Origin of the sequence: Aestuariivivens sediminicola, from assembly GCF_022662015.1 — a bacterium.
GTDB classification, from domain to species: Bacteria; Bacteroidota; Bacteroidia; order Flavobacteriales; family Flavobacteriaceae; genus Aestuariivivens; species Aestuariivivens sediminicola.
The window spans coordinates 40,356-62,432 of the sequence record NZ_JAKMCM010000002.1 but is presented as its reverse complement, the minus strand read 5'-3'; the positions used below and the strand labels follow the sequence as shown (position 1 = coordinate 62,432).

Genomic DNA, 22,077 nt, shown 5'->3' with positions numbered 1-22,077 from the left:
TACACCTTCAGAAAATGGGTTAGTTAGTTTTTGCAGAACAGTTCTAACCTGATCATTAGATACTGTTCCATTGGGTTTAATTATATGTCTTATTAAAATAGCTTGCCTTAATTCCCTTTAAAAGGAAAAACAGCAAAGGTCTGAACAGGGTACTGCAAGGTCTGAACGCATTAAAAATCGGCGTCGAAACTAAATTTATCCTTCTCCTCTTCTTTATTGAGCACCCCAGCTTTCTGGTATTCGGACACGCGTTTCTCAAAGAAATTGGTTTTTCCCTGGAGCGAGATCATATCCATAAAATCAAAAGGATTGGTCGCATTATATACTTTGTCGCAGCCAAATTCAACTAAGAGGCGATCGGTAACGAATTCCAAATATTGGGTCATCAACTTGGCATTCATCCCAATCAGACTCACAGGCAAGGATTCTGTTATAAATCCACGCTCAATATCGAGGGCATCTGTTAAGATTTCAGTAATGCGACTTTTGGGAACTTTATTCACAATGTGATTGTTGTGCAAATGCACGGCAAAATCGCAATGCAAGCCCTCATCCCTGGAAATAAGCTCGTTGGAAAAAGTCAAGCCCGGCATAAGTCCTCTCTTCTTTAGCCAAAATATGGAACAAAAGCTTCCTGAAAAGAAAATACCCTCTACAGCAGCAAATGCAATAAGGCGTTCGGCAAAACTCGGCGATTCGATCCATCGCAATGCCCATTCTGCTTTTTCTTTAATGGCCGGGAAGTTCTCAATAGCTTTAAAAAGTATATTTTTTTCCTTTTCGTCCTTTACATAGGTATCAATCAAAAGGGAATACACCTCCGAATGGATGTTTTCCATCATAATTTGAAATCCATAGAAAAATTTAGCCTCACTGTATTGCACCTCACTCACGAAGTTTTCGGCTAAATTCTCATTGACTATACCATCACTGGCTGCAAAAAATGCGAGTATATGCTTTATAAAATAACGTTCGTCATCATTTAACTTCGTTGACCAATCGGTAATGTCCTGATGCAGGTCTATTTCTTCCGCAGTCCAAAAACTTGCTTCTTGTTTTTTATACCACTCCCAAATATCATGGTGTTGAATGGGAAAAATAACAAAACGGTCCTTGTTTTCCTGGAGAATAGGCTCTACTGCTTGAGACATAGCTAAAATTGATTTTTAATAAAAGTTTGACGAAATTTTTTTTAAGACTTAGGGATAACAAAGATTGTAAAATGATTGTTATTTTTTTAAAAAATTACTGAAAGCTTTTCAACAAGTTTTTAACAAACAAAAAAATGTATTGAGTAACAGAAGTTTACAGAAAATAAATATTAATGTATTGATAACTAGGGTTTTACATTTTTAAGCATTTTAAAAAGTGATCAAAAAAATTACAGCTAAAAATCAAGAAAACCTCAATAAAAACAAGCACTTTAAAGTGTAAGCAGGGGGCTCTTAAAACGATTTGGCAAGCTGCTCCAAGGCGTTGTACCAATCTTCTCCAAACTTTCTAATCAGGGCTTCTTTTACAAATTTATAAATTGGAATCTGTAAGGTCTTGCCCAGGGTACAGGCATCATCGCAGACCTGCCAACGATGATAGTTGACGGCCGAAAACTCGGAGTAGTCTTTCACTCTAACGGGATACAAATGACAGGAGATTGGCTTTTTCCATGAAATCACCCCCTGATTGTAGGCTTCCTCAATCGCACAGCGTGCCACTTTTTTTTCATCAAAAATCACAAAGGCACAATCGGCACCATTAATCAAGGGTGTTTCCAAATCGCCTTCTTCCGTTTTAACAACCAACCCTTGCTGTTCAATAGCTTCAATGCCTTCATCCCTGAGGAACGGTTTCACCTTAGGATAAATGGTTTCCAGTATTTTGACTTCCTCCGCTTCCAAGGGGGCCCCCGCATCGCCATCAATACAACAGGCACCTTTACATGCGGAAAGATTACAGACAAAATCATTCTCAATAATCTCCTCAGACACAATCGTTTTTCCTAGTTGAAACATCTATTTAAAATCATTGTCCGCAAAAATAGAGAAAGTTTAGATTTATTATACCTTGTTATTTCATAATTAATACAGACCTTTGCAGCGGATTTTATAGAACAGGTTATGCAATTGAACTTTAAAGAAATTTTCACGGCATTTATGGTGTTGTTTGCCGTAATTGACATTGTTGGAAATATTCCTATTGTGATCGATCTTCGTAAAAAAGTAGGCCATATTCAAAGTGAAAAAGCGTCGATCATAGCAGGCGTCATTATGACTCTTTTCCTTTTCTTGGGAAAGAGCATTCTGAATCTAATTGGCATTGACGTGAATTCTTTTGCGGTTGCGGGGGCATTCATCCTTTTTTTTATTGCCCTGGAAATGATTCTTGGCATTACATTGTACAAGCAGGAAGAAACAAATCCTTTGACCGCTTCTGTTTTCCCGCTGGCATTTCCTTTAATTGCCGGTCCTGGGAGTTTAACGACTTTGCTGTCCCTAAGGGCTGAGTTCAGGGTTGAAAATATCATACTTGCCATCATCTTAAATGTCATTTTAATCTATATTGTACTCAAAACCTCTCGGAAGATTGAACGTTTCCTGGGGGCTAATGGCATCAATATTATTCGAAAAGTGTTCGGGGTCATTTTATTGGCCATAGCGGTTAAACTATTTGCACATAATATTAAAGTTTTATTTGTCTAATGAAGATTATATCGACCATAATAATTATCCTCGCTACCGTATTGATCATTTTCAATGCGACCAAAATCAATTTTAATGCACCTTTAGAAGGCGACAATACCGTTGCACTGATTACCATATTGGCCGGATTATGCGCCATTATTTTAATGTTGATTCTAAGAATTTCGAAACGTATCGAAGATAAAGTGAAAAACAAAAAGTAATGTATGATGTTTTAATAGTTGGGGGCGGTGCATCAGGGATGTCCTGTGCTTTGGTTTTAGGCTCTGCAAAAGACAGGGCATATGCCCGTGAGAAACGCATTGGCATTATCCTGCACCAAAAAGCCTCACACCTGCAGGATGCCTTGTTCAATAACGTGTTGGGAGTTGCACCCGGAACGACGGGAGCTGCTATTTTGGAAAGCGGAAAGTCCCAATTAGCATCACAATACCCGCATGTCGCACAAATTGAAAAGGAAAAAGTTTTGGAAATAAAAAGAAACGGCGATCATTTTGTGGTAAGGACCAACAAAAACAACTACAGTTCCAAACTTGTGGTCATCGCCGTCGGATACACCAATTTGATGCGTATTAAAGGTCTGGAACACTACATTGAAGCGCATCCGAGGGCCGCCGCTGAAAAAGATCGCATTTGGCTCAAAAACAGAGATCACCTGATAGAAGATGGCCTTTATGTTACGGGTACTCTGGCCGGTTGGCGCAGTCAGTTTGCCATTGCCAGTGGCAGTGGAGCACATGTAGCTACTGATATCTTAACCCTTTGGAATAATGGGCAACATACCAAAGTGCACGATAAAATATAAGCGTTATATTCCTTGTACAATGTTTCTCAGAAAACCTGAATTCTTTTATGTGGAGGACGTAATCACTGCTCCTCGCTCAGCGCAATGAGCTCATCGATCATAATGTCATTCTGATTAAAAACCTCTTCAAAGGCCCCATTGCCAAAAAGCTGATCGGCCAGAGTGGCTTTAAGGTATTGTTTGATTTCACCGTAATAGGCTACAAGGGTAATATCGGAGTCTGTTCTCACATTGAGATAATCCTGGAATGAGGTCACCAGGTCATCGCTTATTTCAAAATTATCGATGAATTCCTGTCTCGAAATGTCATCATAGAGATGCCTGTCCTTTTCCAATTCCTCAAAAACAAAATAGCCTATAAACCCGCGTCGTAAGAGATAGTTCAGGGTTTCATTGAACATACCCGTATCTATGGGCACAAATACATCGGGAATAATACCACCACCCCCATAAACAATCTTACCGGAGGGCGTGGTATACTTCAGGGAATCGGCCACTTTAATCTTATCAGCATCGAGCAGTTCACCGCTTTCTATGCGCTCCAGGTATTCATCGTAATAATCCTTATGACCATTTTCATAGGGTCGTTGAATCGAGCGCCCGGTTGGCGTATAATATCTCGAAACGGTTAAACGGACCGCACTGCCATCGCCTAAATCCATCTCACGCTGAACCAGCCCTTTACCATAGGATCGTCGCCCGATTATGGTCCCTTTATCGTTGTCCTGAAGTGCTCCGGCCACGATTTCGCTGGCAGAGGCCGAATTTTCATTAATAAGCACATAGACCTTCCCCTCTTCAAAATCGCCCATCTTTGTCGCGAAACTTTTCTCTACATCACCACGTTTATTCTTTGTAAAGAGTATGAGTTTGTCTTCTTCCAGAAACTCATCAATAATCTTTTCCGCTATATCTAAAAATCCACCGGGGTTATCCCTTAAATCCAAAGCGATTTCAGCAGCGCCTTCCGCCTTTAGTTTGTTTAATGCTGTTTTGAACTCTTTAAAGGTTGTTTCGGCAAAACGATTGATTTTAATATACCCTATTTTATCGGTAAGCATATAGGCTGCATCGACACTCTTAATAGGTATAACCCCCCGTTTCACGGTAAAATCCAGGAGTTTTGGTTCTCCTCTCCGGTACACTTTTAAATGCACTTTGGAATTAATGCCCCCTTTCAGTTTATTCACCAGACTCTCATCTGTAACATCCTTACCCACTAGAGAATCGCCGTTAGCCATAATAATGCGATCACCACCTTTAATACCGGCCTTTTCGCTTGGCCCGTTTTCTATGGCCCGTATGACTGTGATCGTATCTTTATAGGTATAAAAACTCACTCCTATTCCGACAAAATCCCCTCGCATTTCCTCCGCTACACGTGCCATGTCCTTTTTAGGAATATAAACCGAATGAGGATCCAAGTTATCCAATATGCCATTGACGGTAACATCAACAATGCTATCGGTATTGATATCATCTACATAATCGTATTCAATGTAATCTATAAGTCTGTTCAGTTTGTCTTTTTTACTATTGGTAGAAAACAAACGATCGGGAGCATCGGTAAAATCAAGTTTCCCACCAATTAAAATGCCTGCGGCAATGGCGATACCTAAAACTAGGGGTAAATATTTTTTTTGATAAGGCATTAGGCTGTCAGATCTTCAATTAATTTTAATTTAATTCCGGCTTTTTCTAAAAATTGTAAACCGGAATCATCCTTATAGGCTTTGTTATAAACCACTCTAATAATACCGGCCTGATGTATGAGTTTACTACACTCTTTACAGGGAGACATGGTGATATACAGGGTAGCTCCCTGACATGATTGTGTTGATGCAGCCACTTTTAATATAGCATTGGCTTCGGCATGCAGCACATACCATTTCGTATAACCGCCTTCATCCTCACAAAAATTCTCAAAACCCGAAGGTGTCCCGTTATACCCATCGGATATAATCATTCTATCCTTTACAATAAGTGCGCCAACCTGCCGACGCTTGCAATACGACAACTTCCCCCACTCCATGGCAATTCGAAGATAGGCTCTATCATATTTTAATTGTTTTTGTTTCGCCATAAATTTACTTTTCCAAGGCCTTCTAAATGTTCCATCATTGACCTCTACAAGTGCTTTGAGTAAGCTTTACATCAACCTATTAACGAATATAATAGCTTCGTATTTTAATTACAACCCTTGTTCGTTAAAGTTTTACGAAAGTTTTAGGCTAAAAAATCGCTATTTAACACCATAGGAATAACCAGTCCTATCACAATAGATGAAATGACCATAATCCAATCGCGTTTCGAAAATCTAAACACGGTCTGTCCAACATAGCCCAAAAAGAGCACCATAAATACAATGATGACCTGCGATAATTCTATTCCCAGGGCAAATTCGAGCAGTACTATTAATTTGTTGTCGGAGTCCCCCAGGAGTATCCTAAATTCTCTGGCAAATCCCAAACCATGTATAAGACCAAAGAAGAGGGTTGTAAAAAACAATACGCCCAGCCGTTCTTTTTGGGCCCCCTTTCCCGAAGTGAACACATTGTAAACGGCTACTATTAAAATGGTAATGGGAATTAAAAACTCCACCAACTGGGCATCTATACGCACGACATTGTAAGCCGCTAAAATTAGGGAAAGTGTGTGCCCTAATGTAAACATAGTAACCAAAAGTATGACACGCTTCCAGTCTTTAAAGGCATAAGGCACCGTTAAACTAATTAAAAATAAGACATGGTCGTAGGCATTAATATCGAGAACATGATTGATCCCATATTCCACATTAAACCAAAAATTTTCAAGCATGGTATTTGTCTTTTTTTGAAGTTGCTAAAGATACAATTTACATATTTAATATTATGTTTTATTTTTATGGCTTTAACGCACCGCTATTTGAATATGTTATGAACAAAAAGATCGAATCAACTATTCCGCTATCTTTGCATCGTGTCCTAAATCCACAATTGAAATGAAATTAGTATATGCCTTAAGTCTTGTATTCGTGCTTTACTCTTGTAAAAAGGAGATCTCATCTACCTCAGAGATCGAAAAACAAGAGCTCCCGACGACGGCCGTTACGGAAAGTGATGTTTCAAAAATTCAATACACTGAATTTGTTTTAAGCCAGGAATCCAAGGCGCTTATTGAAAACTGGACAGAATACAACCAAATGCAGGAGCAGGTGGGCTATATTAAAAAAGGTGACTTAAGTTATTTTAATGACAACGAGGAGGCGATTACAAAACTGCTGAAGGACTTGACAAAAAATATTCCAGATAGCTTAAACAATAACACCATACTGGCAAGACTGAAAATTGTTGAAACCAACATGTATAAACTTGAAAGTTTAAAACGATTATCGACAAGCACTAAAGCAGAACTTCTTGGTGGCATAAAGGCCTTGTTGGTTGCGGTTTCTAATTTAGATCTGCAACTCAACAAGATCGTCGAGCTAAAAAGGAATGAAAATATCCCTAAACCTTAATCCTATGAGACCCCTGATCTTTTTATTTGTTTTACTATTCGCACTCACCATCCAGGCACAATATAATCCGGATGCCCCATGGATGAGCGATTTAACCACGGCCTCGAAATTCCAGTCCTCAAAATCAGAGAAAACGACTTTCAATACCATTGTGGAAGCCTTTAACGCCTATTGGAAGGGCAAAGATCCGAATAAAAAAGGCAGCGGACATAAGCCATTCCGACGTTGGGAAAACTACTGGAAAAATTTTGTGAAACTCGACGGCACCCTCCCCTCTCCGGATGCCTTATGGAACTCGTGGCTTGCTGTACAACAGGCTAAAATTACCAGTGCTAATGCCGATTTAAGCAATTGGAGTCCTGTAGGCCCATTTAGCCACACCAATACGGGGTCCTGGAGTTCCGGACAGGGGCGCATTAATGCTATTATTGTCGATCCCAACAAACCGAATACCTATTACACCGGGGCTCCGGCAGGAGGCATTTGGAAATCCACTGATGCCGGGGATTCATGGATTCAGCTATCCGATAATTTACCACAAATAGGGGTTTCGGGCATAGCGATTGATTATAACGACAGTAATACAATTTATATCGCTACAGGCGATGACGACGGTTGGGACACCTACAGCGTGGGGGTTATGAAATCTACCGATGGTGGAACAACCTGGAACACCACGGGTTTAAATTCCAGTCCGGGCAGTCCCACCAATATGAATGATATCTATATGCACCCGAGCAACTCCAATATATTGTGGGTCGCCACGAATAAAGGTATCTACAAAACGATTGACGGCGGTGTAACCTGGGATAACACCAATGGCACGGAAAACCTGAACATGAAGGATATTAAATTAAAACCCGGGGATCCGAACACCATATATGCCGTAACTTCAAATTCGTTCTATGTATCTACCGATGGAGGAGACACCTTTACCACTAGTGGTTTTGGAAGTGGATTACCGGTGGCCTCCAGTCGTCTGGTTATTGACGTAACCCCAAACAACAGTGGGGTAATTTATGTGCTGAGCGCCTTGGACAATGATTTCCAGGGCATATATAAATCCACCGACTCCGGCCTTACGTTTTTGCAAATGGCGGCTACAACACCTTCGAACGCTGATCTTTTTGACGGCAGCAAGCAAGCCTATTTCGATATGGCCCTTGCCGTATCCGACAACGATGAAAATGAGATTTATGTCGGTGTCCTAAACATATGGAAATCGACTGATGGTGGTACCAGTTTTACCAAAGTGAATGAATGGTACCAGCCCTTTTCTGCCTCCTATTCACATGCTGATATCCATTTATTGCGGTTTTATGACGGCGTATTATTTGCCGGTACCGATGGCGGATTTTATAAAACCACCGATGGTGGCACCAACTTTACCGATTTAAGTGAAGGACTTCAAATTGGTCAGTTTTACAGGTTGAGTGTTTCCAGAGAAACATCAGGTAAAATGATAGGTGGTCTTCAGGATAATGGTGGCTATGCATACAATGGTATCTGGCAAGTCTATTTTGGTGCAGATGGTATGGATGCGGCCATAAGACCGAACGATTCAAATTTTATGTATGGGTTCATTCAGTATGGCGGCAACCTGTACATATCCCAGTCGACAGGCGCCAGTAATGATGCCTATGTCCCTGCTCCGGCAGCTGAAACGGATGAAGATACCAATGATAATGGTGGTAATTGGGTTACCCCGTTAACAATGGACAAGAACGGGGTGTTATATGCCGGATATTCCAGCCTGTACAAATTATGTGGGACTGAATGGGAGGTGGTATCACCCTCTTTTGGAAATAATGTCAACATTGATGTTCTGGAAATTGATGACATTGATTCCAACAACATCTATGTTGCCATAGATAACACGCTTCGAAAAAGTGTGGATAAAGGCGTGTCTTTTTCCACCACATATACATTTTCTTCTAACATCACCTCTATTGAAGTAAACACGAACAACAGTGCCCTAATCTATGTTACGACTTCAGGTTTCAGCGGCGGTGTATACCGATCGATTGATGGTGGATCCAGCTTCGTTGACATTACCGGATCACTTCCCAGTGTGACTAAAAATATCATTAAGCATCAACCTTTACACAGCCAGAATCCATTATTTATAGGAACGAGCCTCGGTGTTTTTCGATACGACGACACTACCAATGATTGGGATACCTTCGGCACCAATTTACCAAATGTTTCTGTCACGGATTTGGAAATTAACGTAAACGATGGAAACATCTCCGCAGCTACCTATGGCAGAGGGATATGGCAGTCTGACATCCCTCTGGAATCTGTTCCGAATGAAATTAGCCTTGAAGCTATTCAGGGCATTGAAGAGCAAGTAGTTTGTGGTTCTTTGAACAACGTCAAAGCCCGTGTTCAAAACAGAGGCACTGACCCCATAAATGAAGTCACCCTGAATTATACCTTGAATGGAAATACAGAGAACACCGTTTGGAATGGCACACTAGCTCCAGGAGCGACCCAATTAATTGATATCCCCTCAATAATAGTATCCGGGGATGGCTTTCAGGACTTAACAGTGAGTGCCTCCGTCAGTGGCGATAGCTTTAACTACAACAACGAATTGATTTCCGGATTTTATGCCAATACCCCCGGAACTGTAAATGTGGTTAACTCCTTTGAAAATCCATCTGATGAGATCCTTAATTTTAATTCCGAAAGCAATTGCTCAGGTTTCAGTGGTTTTTGGGATCGCGGTATTGCCACCGGAACACTATTAAATACGGAATCAACGAACAATACAGTATATGCCACCAACTTAAGCGGCTTGTACGAAAACAATATTAAAAGTTATTTGGTTACCCCGTGTTATGATTTATCCCTTTTGGGGAATCCGGTCTTTAAATTTAAAATGGCCCACGACCTCGAAGAGAACTGGGATATTATGTATATTGAATATTCCACCGATTCAGGAATGAACTGGTCTGTTTTGGGAACCGCTGATGATCCGAGTTGGTATAACAGCAATACCACCCCCGGAGCCAACTGTTTAAATTGCCCTGGGGCACAATGGACCGGAACGAATACAACCTTGCAGGAATACAGCTATGACCTATCCTCACTAAATAGTGAAACCTCTATTGCATTCCGGTTTGTATTTCATTCGGATCAGTATGAGGTTAACGAAGGGGTCATAATTGATGATTTGAGTATCGAGGGCACATTAAATGTATCCGAATTTGATCCCCTGGTCTTTAGAATTTATCCGAATCCTTCATCTGACATTTTCAATATTCAAACTAAGGGCATGTCTTCCTTTTCGTATTCCATAACCGATATGACCGGAAAGCACATCGTTCAAGCCTCGAATGTGAAAGTAAACAACCAGGGCTACACTCTAGATATGGGTAGTTATGCCTCCGGGGTTTACTTTATAACATTGTCCACCGAAACCGGAAAAATTACAAAGAAATTGATACTGAAATAATAAAGGGTGTTCGTTGTGAAAACAAACACCCCTTTTATATGTCTAACTTGATATAATTAGTTCTTGGGCTCTTGCTGTTGCTGCTGTTGTGCTGCCTGCGCCTGAAGCACCTGCTTCTGTCTTAAAAGTTCATTCTTACTGATATTCACCAAATTAAAATTGGGCGCCGTTTTTAAAGTGGCATCCAAAATATCAACCGCAGCATCGATATTGGCTTTGGGATCTTTATTGTAAGTCAGCAAGGCATTTAGATACATAAAGGCCGATTTTAGAGGCACCTGATAGGGATTTTGCGTCTCATAAAACGCCTTGTTTTCTTCAGGTTTGGCATTATTCAACCCATAATTGATATGCTTTTCGGCATCGGATAGGTTTTTCAACTGTAAGTTGAGCTCGGCTAATTCATAGGCGACTAAGGTATTCGGATCTCGCTTAAATAACTCTTCAAAATGACCAACGGCCAATTGCGGTTGCTTTACAGCTTTAAGGGCAATCGCCTTGACCTCAACTGCGATATCAGAATCCGTTGCCACTTTATCATAACCTATGGTGTTCAATGCCTGAACATGTTGTCCTTCACTCATATAAATATAGGCCAGGGTATCCTTTCTGGCCTGGGATGGGGCAATGACATTTAAATGTGTCATAGCATTAATTATACCTTGGATATCGCCTTGAGCCTTCATTTGGGTGTAATAGGCTTCAAAATGTTTAATCAAGGGGTTTTCCTGAGCACTTAAACTGGTGACTCCGAGGATTAAAATCAACATCAAAAATCGCTTCATCTCTACTGTTTTTAAAATTTTGCTAAAACTAAAAAAATTTAGCTTTTTAAATCATAAAACTATGCTAATTATTTTTCAATCTATGGTAATCGTTTTTCTAACGACAATAGCATCATTTAAAACAAAAGGTTTAGGAATCATATGGTCAGATCTGGCAGGTATATCGAAAGCATGATGCGTCAACAAATCGTAAGAAGCCTCATAAATGGTAAAGCTCGATTTTTCACCCTCAGGCATTTCAAACTCCAATACCAGGGGATCCTGATCCGAAACATAATAAGTTAACAGCCTTTGCCGTTTTGTGCTATTTTCCCTTTTAAGAGGCATCCCATTTACTTGAATTGTTTTAAACGTATGTGCTGCATCTGAAAATAATTCGATCCTGTTCACTGGTCTTCGAGGTGTTAGGGTCATCTTAATATGGCGGATTCCCTCAATAATGGTATCTCGTTCTTTTTGGTATTTGAATTGGTCTAAATGCTGAATTGGGGCTTCCCTTGTAAAGGTAAATCCCGTATGGTACTTACTATCGATAACATAACGGTTTAACGATGACTTATCATTGGGGTTTTCACCAAGAAAAGGTGTGGTGAAACCATCTAAAATTTTATCATAAGTTGCCCATACGGCGGTGCTATCATCCGCATCAAAGACATACAATAAACTATTGGGTTTGGGACGTTCTGAAGAATAATCGGAATGTCCGTGCGCAGAAATAAGAAAATATCCTGCTAAGAATACAAAAAGGTAACCCCACCTCCTTTTATGTTTGAATGTTCCAAAAACCGCAATGAGTAAACTAAACATTAAAACTACAAACAGGGTGCTGCTGATTAACATTTTCAAACCGAGTCCAACAGGAAACATTTGCACAAATGGACCAATTATGGTTAACAGCGGAACGCTGAGTAATACCAAAAGGAAGATATCAGGCGCTTTCTGCCTGATAACAACAAACAGACTTAATATGGCGAAATACACGGGGATAATAAAAAAACTTGCGCCTTTTAATTTAACGGCAAGACCAGTACACAACAGGAGCCACACTGCAATGGGTATGACCAGTAAATTTCCGGTACTCGCTTTACTATAGGTTCCATGATATGCAAAACAACAGATAGCGATGGTTAGCGCGATGAATGCCGCAATATAGTCATGGCCATTATAGGTGAATCCCTGGAGTATTTCATTGTATTGAGGATATACCAATTTCAGGGCCGGCCATGCGAAATATCCAACGAGACCTGCCAGGATCATGGCAACAAAAAAGGATAAAGCACCCTCGCCAATGGCCTTGAGATGGAGTACTTTATGACGAAACCCATAGCGCAACACCCATATAAATGCAAGAATTGCTAAAATCAGCATAGGGACAATCCATGAAAAAGGATAGACCACCATGGTATTAAATATGGGCATATTAAAATAGACCTCATCGTATGGGCTTTCCAAATCCTCTAAATTGGCCTGGGTAAAATAATTCAGCATCGCCATCATATACGTCCCTTGATGCTCCAGGGAACTTCGGTCTAACCTGTTGTAATTATCCAGTTCCGTATGATAATCAAAATGATCGTCGATAAAGGCAAAATTAAATCCACTGATGTCTGCATGCTCTCTAAAAACAGTTAAATCGGTATCATTAGGTAAAATTTTATAGATGCTGTAAAACAATGAATTCCCCAAAGGGTAAGCGGGTTTGGCCGCCTTAAAACCTTGAATCAACTTGGCATTACCCTGATTGGTTTCAATAAACATAATTCCAGGACCGCCACTGCCTCTGGCTTCTAAATTTAGAACCACTTGAACGTCTTTGGCCCATTCGTGTCGGTTTACAAAAAGATGAGCTCCGTTCAACCCCAACTCTTCCGCATCGGTAATCAATACGATAATATCATTTTTGGGTTTTATGCCCGAACTTAAAAATGCTCTCAGGCCCTCTAGAATGGTTACAATCCCGGAACCGGCATCGCTTGCTCCGATAGCTGACGACGGATCGGTATCGTAATGCGTCGACAATAAAAGTGCCTTCCCCCCATCACTTCCTTTTAATCGTGCCACAATATTCCTGGGTTTGGCCAGGTTTCCAGATGCATCCAAAGACCAACCTTCCTGAATTTGGGTAGTTAATCCTAAATCCTGTAATTGATTCATTATATAATTCCTTACCCTGTCATGTTCTTCACTCCCTAAATAATGTGGTGCCTTAGAAATGGCCTTCAGATGGATCAATGCCCTGTGGCTTGAAAATTGCGTTTCGGGAACGTCTATAGAGGATATCTCACTGGGAATTAGAGCGGAAAAACTCCAAAACACAATCGCTATTAAGAGCACTATGGCCATGCCTTTTTTAATCATAGCTTAATGGAAAATGGTTATCCTATAAAGGTATACAATAGGAAAAATCAAAAAAAATATTTACATTTAAAATTCTTAAAATTAGAAATTATGGGGATAAAAAGTTTTATCGGAGCGCGCAGGCAGAATAACACAGCTAACGACATACCTTTAAAAGTTAGTGATTACATGACTCGTAATTTAATTAAGTTCAAACCGGACCAGACTATTGAAAGCGTTATGCAAACCCTTATAAAACATCGTATTTCAGGGGGCCCCGTGGTGAATGATAAAAATGAATTGATCGGTATTATTTCTGAAGGGGATTGCATCAAACAGATCAGTGAGAGCAGATATTACAATATGCCGATGCAGGACAAAACGATTGAAAAACATATGGCGGCCAATGTGGAAACCATAGATGGGAATATGAATATATTTGATGCTGCCAATAAGTTCTTGAAGGCCAAACGGCGTCGTTTTCCTATTGTGGAAAATGGTAAATTGGTTGGACAGATCAGTCAAAAGGATGTCCTTAAGGCAGCTATGAAACTAAAAGGTCAGAATTGGTGGAAATAGTATTGTTTCACCTGTCCCTCTTCACCAAAGCAAAATAATCACCTTCCAAAGGTAAATAGCCCTGGTCATAGACAAAGTAATAAACAGCACCGGCTTTGGTGGTGTAAATGCTTGTGAAAAAATTAAAATCAAAACCTGCTTCAAGAAGTTTAGATTTCGATGCCTTTGTTTTATGTTTAGGATTCAGCGCTTCCAGTATCCGGTAATTTTTACGTAATCTGTTATTGGTGTTTCGTATCAGGTTTTTACTGTCCTTGTTCACGCGATTGTTATAGGCATTTCTGCACGCGTCATCACAGAATTTTTTATCGCTTCTACCAAAAATTTTATTCCCACATTCTAAACAGGTTTTTTCCATAGATATATGCTTTACCAATTACCCGCGTAATCGAGGTTAAGTCCACTTTGATCCTTTAAAAACGCATAATGCAGTCTTAATATTTGCCGCATGTGCAAATAATCATGTGCCAACCAATTATTAAGGAATAATTTCGCCGACATGACCCCTAATTTCGGATGATTGATTTGGTCCTCCCAATTGGCATGTACCCTATCTCTCAACCATGCCACAGATTTCTCACGCTCCTCCAAAAATAATGAAACAACAATTTGAAAATCTCGAGATATATAGTTTCGTTCGGTTACCCAGGCCGGTGGATTAATGGAGGGCATGTCATAATCAGGGTGATCAAAAATATACTTAATGCGTGCCCTAAAATCTTCTTTTTCTTCATCTAACAAATGGCAGGCTATTTCCAACAAACACCACTTGTTTTCCTGAGGACGATACAAATACATTTCCTCAGATTTGTCTTCAAACAGGCCTCGGAAACAACTTTTGTTGTGTTCCAGTTGATCGATAATATTTTCAATTTTCACAGTGAAGAGCCTTTTTAATTCCGTTAGACCTCATCTTTTAGCCATGTTAAAAATAGGGTTTTTATAGCAAAATAGTCCAAATACGATTCCTCCTGCATGTAATTTTAGCATGAAGTGCATCTCCAGTATAAAGCATCTTCCTTCAATGTGGTGTTAATAACATCCCACTGCATACGCAATTAATATATCAAAATCTTAATATTAAGCACTGCATTGCTTATTATGTTATTAAAGCACTAAAGCAATGTCAAGCAAGTCAGAGCTGCTCCTGAGAACCTGAGTATCAATATTTTTTCAACCCCACTTCTTTAGTCGTTTACAAACGACTACAAACTCTTACAAACGAATTTAAGCAGATAACATACGATTAAAACATACCATCTATGCCATATTTGCAGCGTTGAATCACTGGAGATTCGATAGTATTAACTGTTTAATTGGTCTGTCTTTAGCAGACTATAAAATTTAAAAATTATGAGTACACTTAGAAACAAAGTACAGTTGATTGGTAACTTAGGAAACGATCCCGAAATCATTAATCTGGAATCGGGAAAGACATTGGCAAAATTTAATATTGCCACAAATGAAAGCTACACCAATGCTAAAGGTGAAAAAATTACGGACACCCAATGGCATAACATCGTCGCATGGGGAAAAACGGCAGAGATCATTGAAAAATATGTCACCAAAGGAAAAGAAGTGGCCATTGAGGGAAAGCTGACATCACGCAGTTATGATGATAAAGAAGGTAATAAACGTTATATTACTGAAGTGGTCTGTAATGAATTGCTTATGTTAGGCAAATAACATAATACCGGAAATAACAGACTTGATAACCGAGACTATACCAATGGTCTCGGTTTTTATTTGCAATTATCTATATTGAAATAAGTCCCTTATTGTCCTTACTAAATTCATAAAATCGCATTCTCGAAATGTCGCCTTTCTTGAGAAATATCTTAAATATTATTCGTATCGTTTGGACATCCTTAAATTCTCTACCACTTTCCGCCGCAACATTAAAAAGTTCATAATTTGCAATTGTTTTTTTAAATTATTCACAATGAGAATCGATGAATCGCAAAAAATCAATAAATATTTTTTATAATTAGGCTCGTTAGTTATAGCTTCATTACTTTTATAGTTAATTCATATTAGTTTGTTACCATGTCAGTAGAGCCGAAATTAAAACGTTTTAAGCAAAATGTATTGTCTAAATATCAGATATACAACAGTATATTTATGACTTTACCTTTTGATGCCATAACAAAAACCGGAGTTTTGTTGCCCTTATTTCATGAAACGTGTCAAAAAGGTTTTGCCAATGGTGATGACCCGACTACCATAGTTGATACTTTTTTTAAAAAATACCAGGCTAGACGGACAAAGCAAAGTCAGATTAATCTTTTGTTTCGTTTTATCCAATACATCGAGCGACAGGTGGTTTTATTTGATGCTATCGAAGATGCGGCATTCCCAATTGTTAATAATATGGAAGGCTTGGGTACCCTAAGAAATTTGAAAGAAACAGCCAATTCCGAAAACAGATTAGAAGAGTTAAAGGCCTATTTAGAGGAGTTTAAAGTTCGAATCGTACTTACAGCTCATCCCACGCAATTTTACCCCGGGTCTGTATTAGGCATAATAACAGACTTGACGGAAGCCATTAAAGAGAACAACATAACCGATATCAGTAATTTATTTGGGCAATTAGGGAAAACGCCCTTTTTCAAAAGAGAAAAACCCACGCCCTATGATGAAGCCATCAGTTTGATCTGGTATTTGGAGAACGTATTTTACGCCTCATTTGGTGAAATTTACAATTATATCCAACAAAATATATATGACGATGGTAAAAAACATAACGAGATTATCAATGTCGGGTTTTGGCCTGGTGGAGATCGCGATGGCAATCCGTTTGTCAAGCCCGATACCACGTTAAAGGTGGCTAAAAAGTTAAAACAGGCCATTCTTAAGAAATATTACCAGGATTTAAAGGATTTAAGACGCAAGCTTACCTTCAGAAATATTGAAGAACGCATTATTAAGCTTGAAACCATAATTTATAATTACAGCCTGAACCCCTACTCGGAAGATGCCCCAACAGCCAAGGAACTTCTTAAAGAGCTTCTTAATATTCGGAACCATATCGTGGCAGAACACCAATCGTTGTATGTAAGCCAGATCAACAATCTTATCAACAGGATACATATCTTTGGTTACCATTTTGCCACATTGGATATCAGGCAGGACAGCAGAATTCACCATGCCGTATTTACAACGGTGATAAATCATTTAATTGAAAAAGGCAGTACCTCCTTCCCGAAAAATTATCACGACATTTCTGAAGCAGAACAAATTGACATTTTATCCAAGGCCAATGATGATATTGGCGATTTAAGTGTTTTTAAAGATGAAATGGTAGCAAACACTTTAAAAACGATCAGGTGCATCAAGGAAATTCAAGCCACCAATGGCGAAAAAGGCGCTAATCGATATATCATTAGTAACAACCAGACGGCACTCAATGTCATGCAATTATTTGCCATGCTAAAAATGGTTGCCTTCAAGGATGAATTAACCGTTGACGTTGTTCCCCTCTTTGAAACCATTACTGATTTGGAAAATGCGCCAAAGGTTATGGAACAACTGTATAGCAATCCTCAATATAGGGCCCATGTAGAAAAGCGTGGTAATAAGCAGACCATTATGTTAGGCTTTTCGGACGGCACAAAAGACGGTGGTTACCTCATGGCGAACTGGGGTATATTCAAAGCCAAAGAGTTGCTAACGGAGATGTCCAGAAAATACAATATAACCGCCATATTCTTTGATGGACGAGGCGGACCACCTGCAAGAGGTGGTGGTAAGACGCATAATTTTTATGCCTCACTGGGACCGACCATAGAAGATAAAGAAGTGCAATTGACCATTCAGGGTCAAACCATTAGTTCTAATTTTGGAACCTTAGAGTCTTCACAGTATAACCTCGAGCAGTTAATCAGTTCCGGTCTTTTTAATCGATTCGGAATGAACAGAATGCCCATGTCTCCCGAAGACAAATCGGTAATGAACGACCTGGCGGAGACCAGTTACCAGGCCTACAAAAACTTTAAAAGCCATCCTAAGTTCATTCCTTATTTAGAGCACATGAGTACCTTAAAATACTATGCTAAAACCAATATTGGCAGTCGACCGTCCAAACGATCCAATTCAGATACCTTAGTGTTTTCTGATTTAAGGGCTATCCCATTTGTGGGATCCTGGAGTCAATTAAAACAAAATGTGCCGGGATTCTTTGGTGTAGGGACTGCGATCAAGGCCTATGAAGATCGCGGCGAACTCCATAAGGTAGAACAACTTTATAAGAATTCTAAATTCTTTAAAACCCTGTTGGAAAATAGTATGATGTCCTTAACCAAATCGTTTTTCGACCTTACAAAATACATGTCGAAGGATGAAGAATTTGGTGCATTTTGGAATATTATATACGAGGAATACCTCACCACGAAACGCTTACTGTTAAAGGTTACTGGTTACAAGGAACTCATGGAGAATGAACCTTCGGGTAAAGCCTCTATTGAGATGCGTGAATCCATCGTATTGCCGTTACTCACCATACAGCAGTATGCACTTAAAAAAGTCCAGGATCTCAATAAGGCAGAGGTTAAAGATGAAGAGGAATTAAAAATTTTCGAAAAGATTGTGACCCGTTCGCTATTCGGTAACATTAATGCGAGTAGAAATTCGGCTTAAGAATTTATTTTAATGTACTAGTATATTATTTATTATATTCATAGACCTTATTCTTCAATTAACTATTATGAAGCGTCTATGTATTACAATTGCATGTATTGCCGTATATGCATCCACATGTGGTCAAACTGCCATTTCCGAAGTAACACAATCATTTGTGACCTATCCTATGGGACATTATGTCTTACAGAATTTGACTCTGGTCGATGGTACGGGCAATCCTCCCTTGTATAATCAGGATATTCTTATTCATAATGATCGTATTATTGAGATTGGCGAAGATTTGATTTTCCCCGACAGTGTCACTGTTATAGATATGCAGGGAAAAAGTGCCATTCCCGGACTGGTCATGTTGCATGAACATTTATTTTATCCGAAGGCCACCCCGGGAACAAATTTCGGTCTCAATCAGATGAGTTATTCATTTCCAAAGCTATACTTAGCCGGAGGCGTCACTACCATGCGTACAGCTGGAAGTATAATGCCTCAGGCCGATATCAATATAAACAGCGCTATTCAAAACGGTGCAATTCCAGGTCCCAAAATGGATGTTACAAGCCCTTTCCTGGATCGTGAAGGTCTCGGGATTTTTGAAACAGGTGCTTTCAGGTCTTCTGAACAAGCAGAAAAAATGGTGAACTTTTATGCCGAAATGGGAGTCACATCCTTCAAGGTTTACAATTTCATAACGCATGCCGATTTAAAGGCCATTGTCAATGCCGCCCATAAGAGAAAATTAAAAGTGACCGGGCATTTGTGTTCCATAACCTACAGGGAAGCGGCCGATATTGGCATTGATAATCTTGAGCATGGCTTTTTTGTGAGCAGTGACTTTGTAAAAGACAAAAAATCGAACGACTGCGATCCATTCAAACAGCGTAAATCCTTGCTTGAATTACCTGTCAATTCCGTGGAGATGAGTGACCTCATTGCACATTTAGTTGAGAAAAAAGTCGCACTCACCTCAACCATCAACGTCTTCGAACCTTATACAAACAGAGAAGTTGTTCCCGGAGGAGGTATCGATGCCCTGTATTCGACTGCAAGGGATAAAGTCTATAAAAGATGGGTTAGCAAACAAGGTCGTGACAGTTTGGATTATGAACTTTTTAATAAATCAAAAATATGGGAAAAGGCCTTTTATGATGCCGGTGGATTACTCGTTGCCGGCACAGACCCCACATACGATGGAAGGATCGTAGCCGGGTATGCCAATATGCGCCTGTTGGAATTATTTGTTGAAATGGGTTTCAGCATCCCAGAAGCCGTTAAAATTTGCACACTTCATGGAGCAACATACCTGGAACAAAGTCAGAGTATAGGAACTTTGGAACCGTCAAAAATAGCGGACCTCATTATTTTAAATGAAGATATCAGCGAAAACATCAATGCCATTAGAAGTATCGAGACCGTTTTTAAAAATGGAAGGGGCTACAACTCTAAAAAATTATTTGAAGCTGCCAGGGGCCTGGTGGGTATCCGATAATTCAAATTTTCCACAAATGAATAAAAAAACGCTCCGTATTTCGGAGCGTTTTTTTTATCTGGTAAAATGATTATTAATGTTCATTCATCCTGAAGTCTGCATAGGCATCCATACCATGTTCATGGGAATCCAAGCCTTCCAGTTCTTCTTTTTCAGAAACTCTGATACCAACGATCTTCTTCAATGTGAAGATAATCAGGAATGAAGACACAATACATATGGCAGCATAGGAAGCAACACCAGTTAACTGGGCCATAAAATTATGATCCGGGTTGGTTGAGAATATACCAACAGCCAGAGTTCCCCAGATACCACAAATTAAGTGTACTGCAATGGCTCCAACAGGATCGTCCAAACGTAATCTGTCGATAGTACTTACCGCAAATACAATAAGCGCACCTGCTATAGCACCAATTAGAATAGCACTTTCCGGTGTCATGACATCTGCTCCCGCTGTAATACCAACCAAACCACCAAGGATTCCATTGAGGAACATGGTTAAATCCAGGTTCTTAAATTTCAAGAAGGATACAAATGCTGCAACAACACCTCCGGCAGCAGCGGCCAAACATGTGGTTACCAAGGTAATTGATGTTAATTCAGGGTCGGCTGAAAGTACGGAACCTCCATTAAACCCAAACCATCCTAACCAAAGTATCAACACCCCGGCAGTGGCCAATGGAATATTGTGCCCTGGTATAGCCTGAGGCTTACCGTCCTTATATTTTCCAATTCTAGGGCCTAATAAGAACACGGCAATTAGCGCAGCCCATCCACCAACAGAATGTACTAATGTAGAACCAGCGAAATCGTAGAAACCTAATTCATCTAAAAATCCGCCTCCCCATTTCCATGAGCCTGCTATTGGGTATATCAGACCGACATACAATACAGTAAAAATCATAAACGGTCCGATTTTAATCCGTTCAGCTACAGCTCCGGACACAATGGTTGCCGCTGTGGCAGCAAACATCCCCTGGAATAAAAAGTCGGTCCACCATGTATAACCTCCATCGGCATAGTCTGGAGTCATCCCATTTTCAGGAGGTGCAATGCCTGGAACGATAGAACCAAGATACCCATTGAATTCACCTGGATACATTAAATTAAATCCAACCAGGTAATACAACAGTAATCCTACCGTGATAATAAAGATATTTTTAAACAATATGTTTATTGTGTTTTTTTGTCTCGTTAATCCAATTTCCAAAAATGCAAATCCCGCATGCATAAAGAAAACTAGAGCCGTACAGATCATCATCCATACATTATTTGTTGTAAGTAATTCCATAATTTTTAGTATTTGATAATTATTATCTTAAAGTTTCTCCTCCATTTTCTCCGGTTCGTATCCTGTAAACCTCTGTGACATCGGACACAAAGATTTTACCGTCACCTACTTCACCAGTTGCGGCCGACTTTAATATGGCCTGTATCGTGGCCTCTTCAAAATCATCATTCACAACTATGGATAAAAACCTACGTTGAATATCACTTGTACTATAGGAGATGCCTCTGTAAACATGTCCTTCCTTTTCATTCCCCAATCCGGTAACATCCCAGTATGAGAAAAAATTTACGCCAACATCATGCAATGCTTCTTTTACTGCACTGTACTTGGACTTTCTAATAATTGCTTCAATTTTTTTCATAATAATGTAAAATTTAATTAGTCAGTTACAAAAGCGACAATATAAGGAATAGTCCTTGTCTGGATCAATCTAGAAACTCTTTTTCAAGAACATTCACAGACGTTTCAAGTAAAGACATGCTAATTATTTTTATCGGTTAGTAACTA

At 39.6% G+C, this 22,077-nt stretch carries 20 protein-coding genes; 9 read left to right on the top strand and 11 right to left on the bottom strand.

What is annotated here, in order from left to right:
* Positions 1–170: 170 nt before the first annotated feature.
* Both MR041_RS05280 and MR041_RS05275 read right to left on the bottom strand, forming a co-directional pair.
* Positions 171–1,151, bottom strand: a complete 981-nt coding sequence (locus MR041_RS05280) for a ribonucleotide-diphosphate reductase subunit beta (protein WP_242092559.1) — start codon at positions 1,149–1,151, stop codon at positions 171–173.
* A 294-nt stretch (positions 1,152–1,445) separates the two neighbouring features.
* On the bottom strand, positions 1,446–2,009 hold the full coding sequence (locus tag MR041_RS05275) for a DUF3109 family protein (protein ID WP_242092558.1): 564 nt from the start codon (positions 2,007–2,009) through the stop codon (positions 1,446–1,448).
* A gap of 105 nt (positions 2,010–2,114) precedes the next feature.
* Between MR041_RS05275 and MR041_RS05270 the strand changes: the two genes are divergently transcribed.
* From MR041_RS05270 to MR041_RS05260, 3 genes are read left to right on the top strand one after another with little or no spacing between them, the layout of a single operon-like run.
* On the top strand, positions 2,115–2,696 hold the full coding sequence (locus MR041_RS05270; protein WP_242092557.1) for a MarC family protein: 582 nt from the start codon (positions 2,115–2,117) through the stop codon (positions 2,694–2,696).
* The gene (locus MR041_RS05265) at positions 2,696–2,899 is read left to right on the top strand and encodes a hypothetical protein (RefSeq protein ID WP_242092556.1); all 204 of its coding nucleotides are present in this window, start codon (positions 2,696–2,698) and stop codon (positions 2,897–2,899) included. Before MR041_RS05270 ends, MR041_RS05265 begins: the two co-directional genes overlap by 1 nt.
* Complete coding sequence (locus MR041_RS05260; protein WP_242092555.1) at positions 2,899–3,501, top strand: NAD(P)-binding domain-containing protein; 603 nt, start codon at positions 2,899–2,901, stop codon at positions 3,499–3,501. The genes MR041_RS05265 and MR041_RS05260 overlap by 1 nt, the downstream gene beginning before the upstream one ends.
* Positions 3,502–3,563: 62 nt before the next feature.
* On the opposite strand, the gene MR041_RS05255 is transcribed toward MR041_RS05260, so the two are convergent.
* The 3 genes from MR041_RS05255 to MR041_RS05245 form a co-directional block, all read right to left on the bottom strand.
* Positions 3,564–5,153 (bottom strand): S41 family peptidase, encoded by a 1,590-nt coding sequence (locus MR041_RS05255; RefSeq protein WP_242092554.1) that lies wholly within the window; start codon positions 5,151–5,153, stop codon positions 3,564–3,566.
* Positions 5,153–5,584, bottom strand: a complete 432-nt coding sequence (locus MR041_RS05250; protein ID WP_242092553.1) for a deoxycytidylate deaminase — start codon at positions 5,582–5,584, stop codon at positions 5,153–5,155. The genes MR041_RS05255 and MR041_RS05250 overlap by 1 nt, the downstream gene beginning before the upstream one ends.
* A 143-nt stretch (positions 5,585–5,727) precedes the next feature.
* Positions 5,728–6,318, bottom strand: coding sequence for a HupE/UreJ family protein (locus MR041_RS05245; RefSeq protein ID WP_242092552.1), 591 nt, complete (start codon positions 6,316–6,318; stop codon positions 5,728–5,730).
* Positions 6,319–6,481: 163 nt separating this feature from the next.
* Between MR041_RS05245 and MR041_RS05240 the strand changes: the two genes are divergently transcribed.
* Positions 6,482–6,997, top strand: a complete 516-nt coding sequence (locus tag MR041_RS05240) for a hypothetical protein (protein WP_242092551.1) — start codon at positions 6,482–6,484, stop codon at positions 6,995–6,997.
* A 4-nt stretch (positions 6,998–7,001) separates the two neighbouring features.
* Complete coding sequence (locus MR041_RS05235) at positions 7,002–10,457, top strand: T9SS type A sorting domain-containing protein (protein ID WP_242092550.1); 3,456 nt, start codon at positions 7,002–7,004, stop codon at positions 10,455–10,457.
* 56 nt (positions 10,458–10,513) lie between these two features.
* On the opposite strand, the gene MR041_RS05230 is transcribed toward MR041_RS05235, so the two are convergent.
* Together MR041_RS05230 and MR041_RS05225 are read right to left on the bottom strand one after the other, a co-directional pair.
* Positions 10,514–11,242, bottom strand: coding sequence for a hypothetical protein (locus tag MR041_RS05230; protein WP_242092549.1), 729 nt, complete (start codon positions 11,240–11,242; stop codon positions 10,514–10,516).
* Positions 11,243–11,317: 75 nt separating this feature from the next.
* Positions 11,318–13,600 carry a M20/M25/M40 family metallo-hydrolase gene (locus tag MR041_RS05225; protein WP_242092548.1) on the bottom strand — a complete coding sequence of 761 codons (2,283 nt, stop codon included), beginning with the start codon at positions 13,598–13,600 and terminating at the stop codon, positions 11,318–11,320.
* A gap of 90 nt (positions 13,601–13,690) precedes the next feature.
* Between MR041_RS05225 and MR041_RS05220 the strand changes: the two genes are divergently transcribed.
* Positions 13,691–14,158 carry a CBS domain-containing protein gene (locus MR041_RS05220; RefSeq protein WP_242092547.1) on the top strand — a complete coding sequence of 156 codons (468 nt, stop codon included), beginning with the start codon at positions 13,691–13,693 and terminating at the stop codon, positions 14,156–14,158.
* A gap of 7 nt (positions 14,159–14,165) precedes the next feature.
* On the opposite strand, the gene MR041_RS05215 is transcribed toward MR041_RS05220, so the two are convergent.
* Both MR041_RS05215 and MR041_RS05210 read right to left on the bottom strand, forming a co-directional pair.
* Entirely contained in the window at positions 14,166–14,516 is a 351-nt protein-coding gene (locus MR041_RS05215; protein WP_242092546.1) for a hypothetical protein, read from the bottom strand.
* Positions 14,517–14,527: 11 nt separating this feature from the next.
* Positions 14,528–15,037, bottom strand: coding sequence for a DinB family protein (locus MR041_RS05210; RefSeq protein WP_242092545.1), 510 nt, complete (start codon positions 15,035–15,037; stop codon positions 14,528–14,530).
* 474 nt (positions 15,038–15,511) lie between these two features.
* Between MR041_RS05210 and MR041_RS05205 the strand changes: the two genes are divergently transcribed.
* The 3 genes from MR041_RS05205 to MR041_RS05195 all read left to right on the top strand — a co-directional run bounded on the left by MR041_RS05205 (position 15,512) and on the right by MR041_RS05195 (position 20,279).
* Positions 15,512–15,844, top strand: a complete 333-nt coding sequence (locus MR041_RS05205; protein ID WP_242092544.1) for a single-stranded DNA-binding protein — start codon at positions 15,512–15,514, stop codon at positions 15,842–15,844.
* A 360-nt stretch (positions 15,845–16,204) separates the two neighbouring features.
* Positions 16,205–18,793, top strand: a complete 2,589-nt coding sequence (locus MR041_RS05200) for a phosphoenolpyruvate carboxylase (protein WP_242092543.1) — start codon at positions 16,205–16,207, stop codon at positions 18,791–18,793.
* 67 nt (positions 18,794–18,860) lie between these two features.
* Positions 18,861–20,279: an amidohydrolase family protein gene (locus MR041_RS05195; RefSeq protein WP_242092542.1), complete on the top strand. Its 1,419-nt coding sequence runs from the start codon at positions 18,861–18,863 to the stop codon at positions 20,277–20,279.
* A gap of 73 nt (positions 20,280–20,352) precedes the next feature.
* Here MR041_RS05195 and MR041_RS05190 read toward each other — a convergent pair whose 3' ends face one another.
* The gene (locus MR041_RS05190; RefSeq protein WP_242092541.1) at positions 20,353–21,570 is read right to left on the bottom strand and encodes an ammonium transporter; all 1,218 of its coding nucleotides are present in this window, start codon (positions 21,568–21,570) and stop codon (positions 20,353–20,355) included.
* Positions 21,571–21,592: 22 nt separating this feature from the next.
* Entirely contained in the window at positions 21,593–21,931 is a 339-nt protein-coding gene (locus tag MR041_RS05185; protein WP_242092540.1) for a P-II family nitrogen regulator, read from the bottom strand.
* Between the last annotated feature and the right edge of the window lie 146 nt (positions 21,932–22,077).

What these genes read in the sequence shown, in the direction of transcription:
- MR041_RS05215 (WP_242092546.1), bottom strand. Translation starts at nt 14,516, where the DNA reads ATGGAAAAAACCTGTTTAGAATGTGGGAATAAAATTTTTGGTAGAAGC.
- MR041_RS05280 (WP_242092559.1), bottom strand. Translation starts at nt 1,151, where the DNA reads ATGTCTCAAGCAGTAGAGCCTATTCTCCAGGAAAACAAGGACCGTTTT.
- MR041_RS05270 (WP_242092557.1), top strand. Translation starts at nt 2,115, where the DNA reads ATGCAATTGAACTTTAAAGAAATTTTCACGGCATTTATGGTGTTGTTT.
- MR041_RS05200 (WP_242092543.1), top strand. Translation starts at nt 16,205, where the DNA reads ATGTCAGTAGAGCCGAAATTAAAACGTTTTAAGCAAAATGTATTGTCT.
- MR041_RS05260 (WP_242092555.1), top strand. Translation starts at nt 2,899, where the DNA reads ATGTATGATGTTTTAATAGTTGGGGGCGGTGCATCAGGGATGTCCTGT.
- MR041_RS05230 (WP_242092549.1), bottom strand. Translation starts at nt 11,242, where the DNA reads ATGAAGCGATTTTTGATGTTGATTTTAATCCTCGGAGTCACCAGTTTA.
- MR041_RS05195 (WP_242092542.1), top strand. Translation starts at nt 18,861, where the DNA reads ATGAAGCGTCTATGTATTACAATTGCATGTATTGCCGTATATGCATCC.
- MR041_RS05235 (WP_242092550.1), top strand. Translation starts at nt 7,002, where the DNA reads ATGAGACCCCTGATCTTTTTATTTGTTTTACTATTCGCACTCACCATC.
- MR041_RS05190 (WP_242092541.1), bottom strand. Translation starts at nt 21,570, where the DNA reads ATGGAATTACTTACAACAAATAATGTATGGATGATGATCTGTACGGCT.
- MR041_RS05185 (WP_242092540.1), bottom strand. Translation starts at nt 21,931, where the DNA reads ATGAAAAAAATTGAAGCAATTATTAGAAAGTCCAAGTACAGTGCAGTA.
- MR041_RS05250 (WP_242092553.1), bottom strand. Translation starts at nt 5,584, where the DNA reads ATGGCGAAACAAAAACAATTAAAATATGATAGAGCCTATCTTCGAATT.
- MR041_RS05245 (WP_242092552.1), bottom strand. Translation starts at nt 6,318, where the DNA reads ATGCTTGAAAATTTTTGGTTTAATGTGGAATATGGGATCAATCATGTT.
- MR041_RS05225 (WP_242092548.1), bottom strand. Translation starts at nt 13,600, where the DNA reads ATGATTAAAAAAGGCATGGCCATAGTGCTCTTAATAGCGATTGTGTTT.
- MR041_RS05240 (WP_242092551.1), top strand. Translation starts at nt 6,482, where the DNA reads ATGAAATTAGTATATGCCTTAAGTCTTGTATTCGTGCTTTACTCTTGT.
- MR041_RS05265 (WP_242092556.1), top strand. Translation starts at nt 2,696, where the DNA reads ATGAAGATTATATCGACCATAATAATTATCCTCGCTACCGTATTGATC.
- MR041_RS05275 (WP_242092558.1), bottom strand. Translation starts at nt 2,009, where the DNA reads ATGTTTCAACTAGGAAAAACGATTGTGTCTGAGGAGATTATTGAGAAT.
- MR041_RS05255 (WP_242092554.1), bottom strand. Translation starts at nt 5,153, where the DNA reads ATGCCTTATCAAAAAAAATATTTACCCCTAGTTTTAGGTATCGCCATT.
- MR041_RS05220 (WP_242092547.1), top strand. Translation starts at nt 13,691, where the DNA reads ATGGGGATAAAAAGTTTTATCGGAGCGCGCAGGCAGAATAACACAGCT.
- MR041_RS05205 (WP_242092544.1), top strand. Translation starts at nt 15,512, where the DNA reads ATGAGTACACTTAGAAACAAAGTACAGTTGATTGGTAACTTAGGAAAC.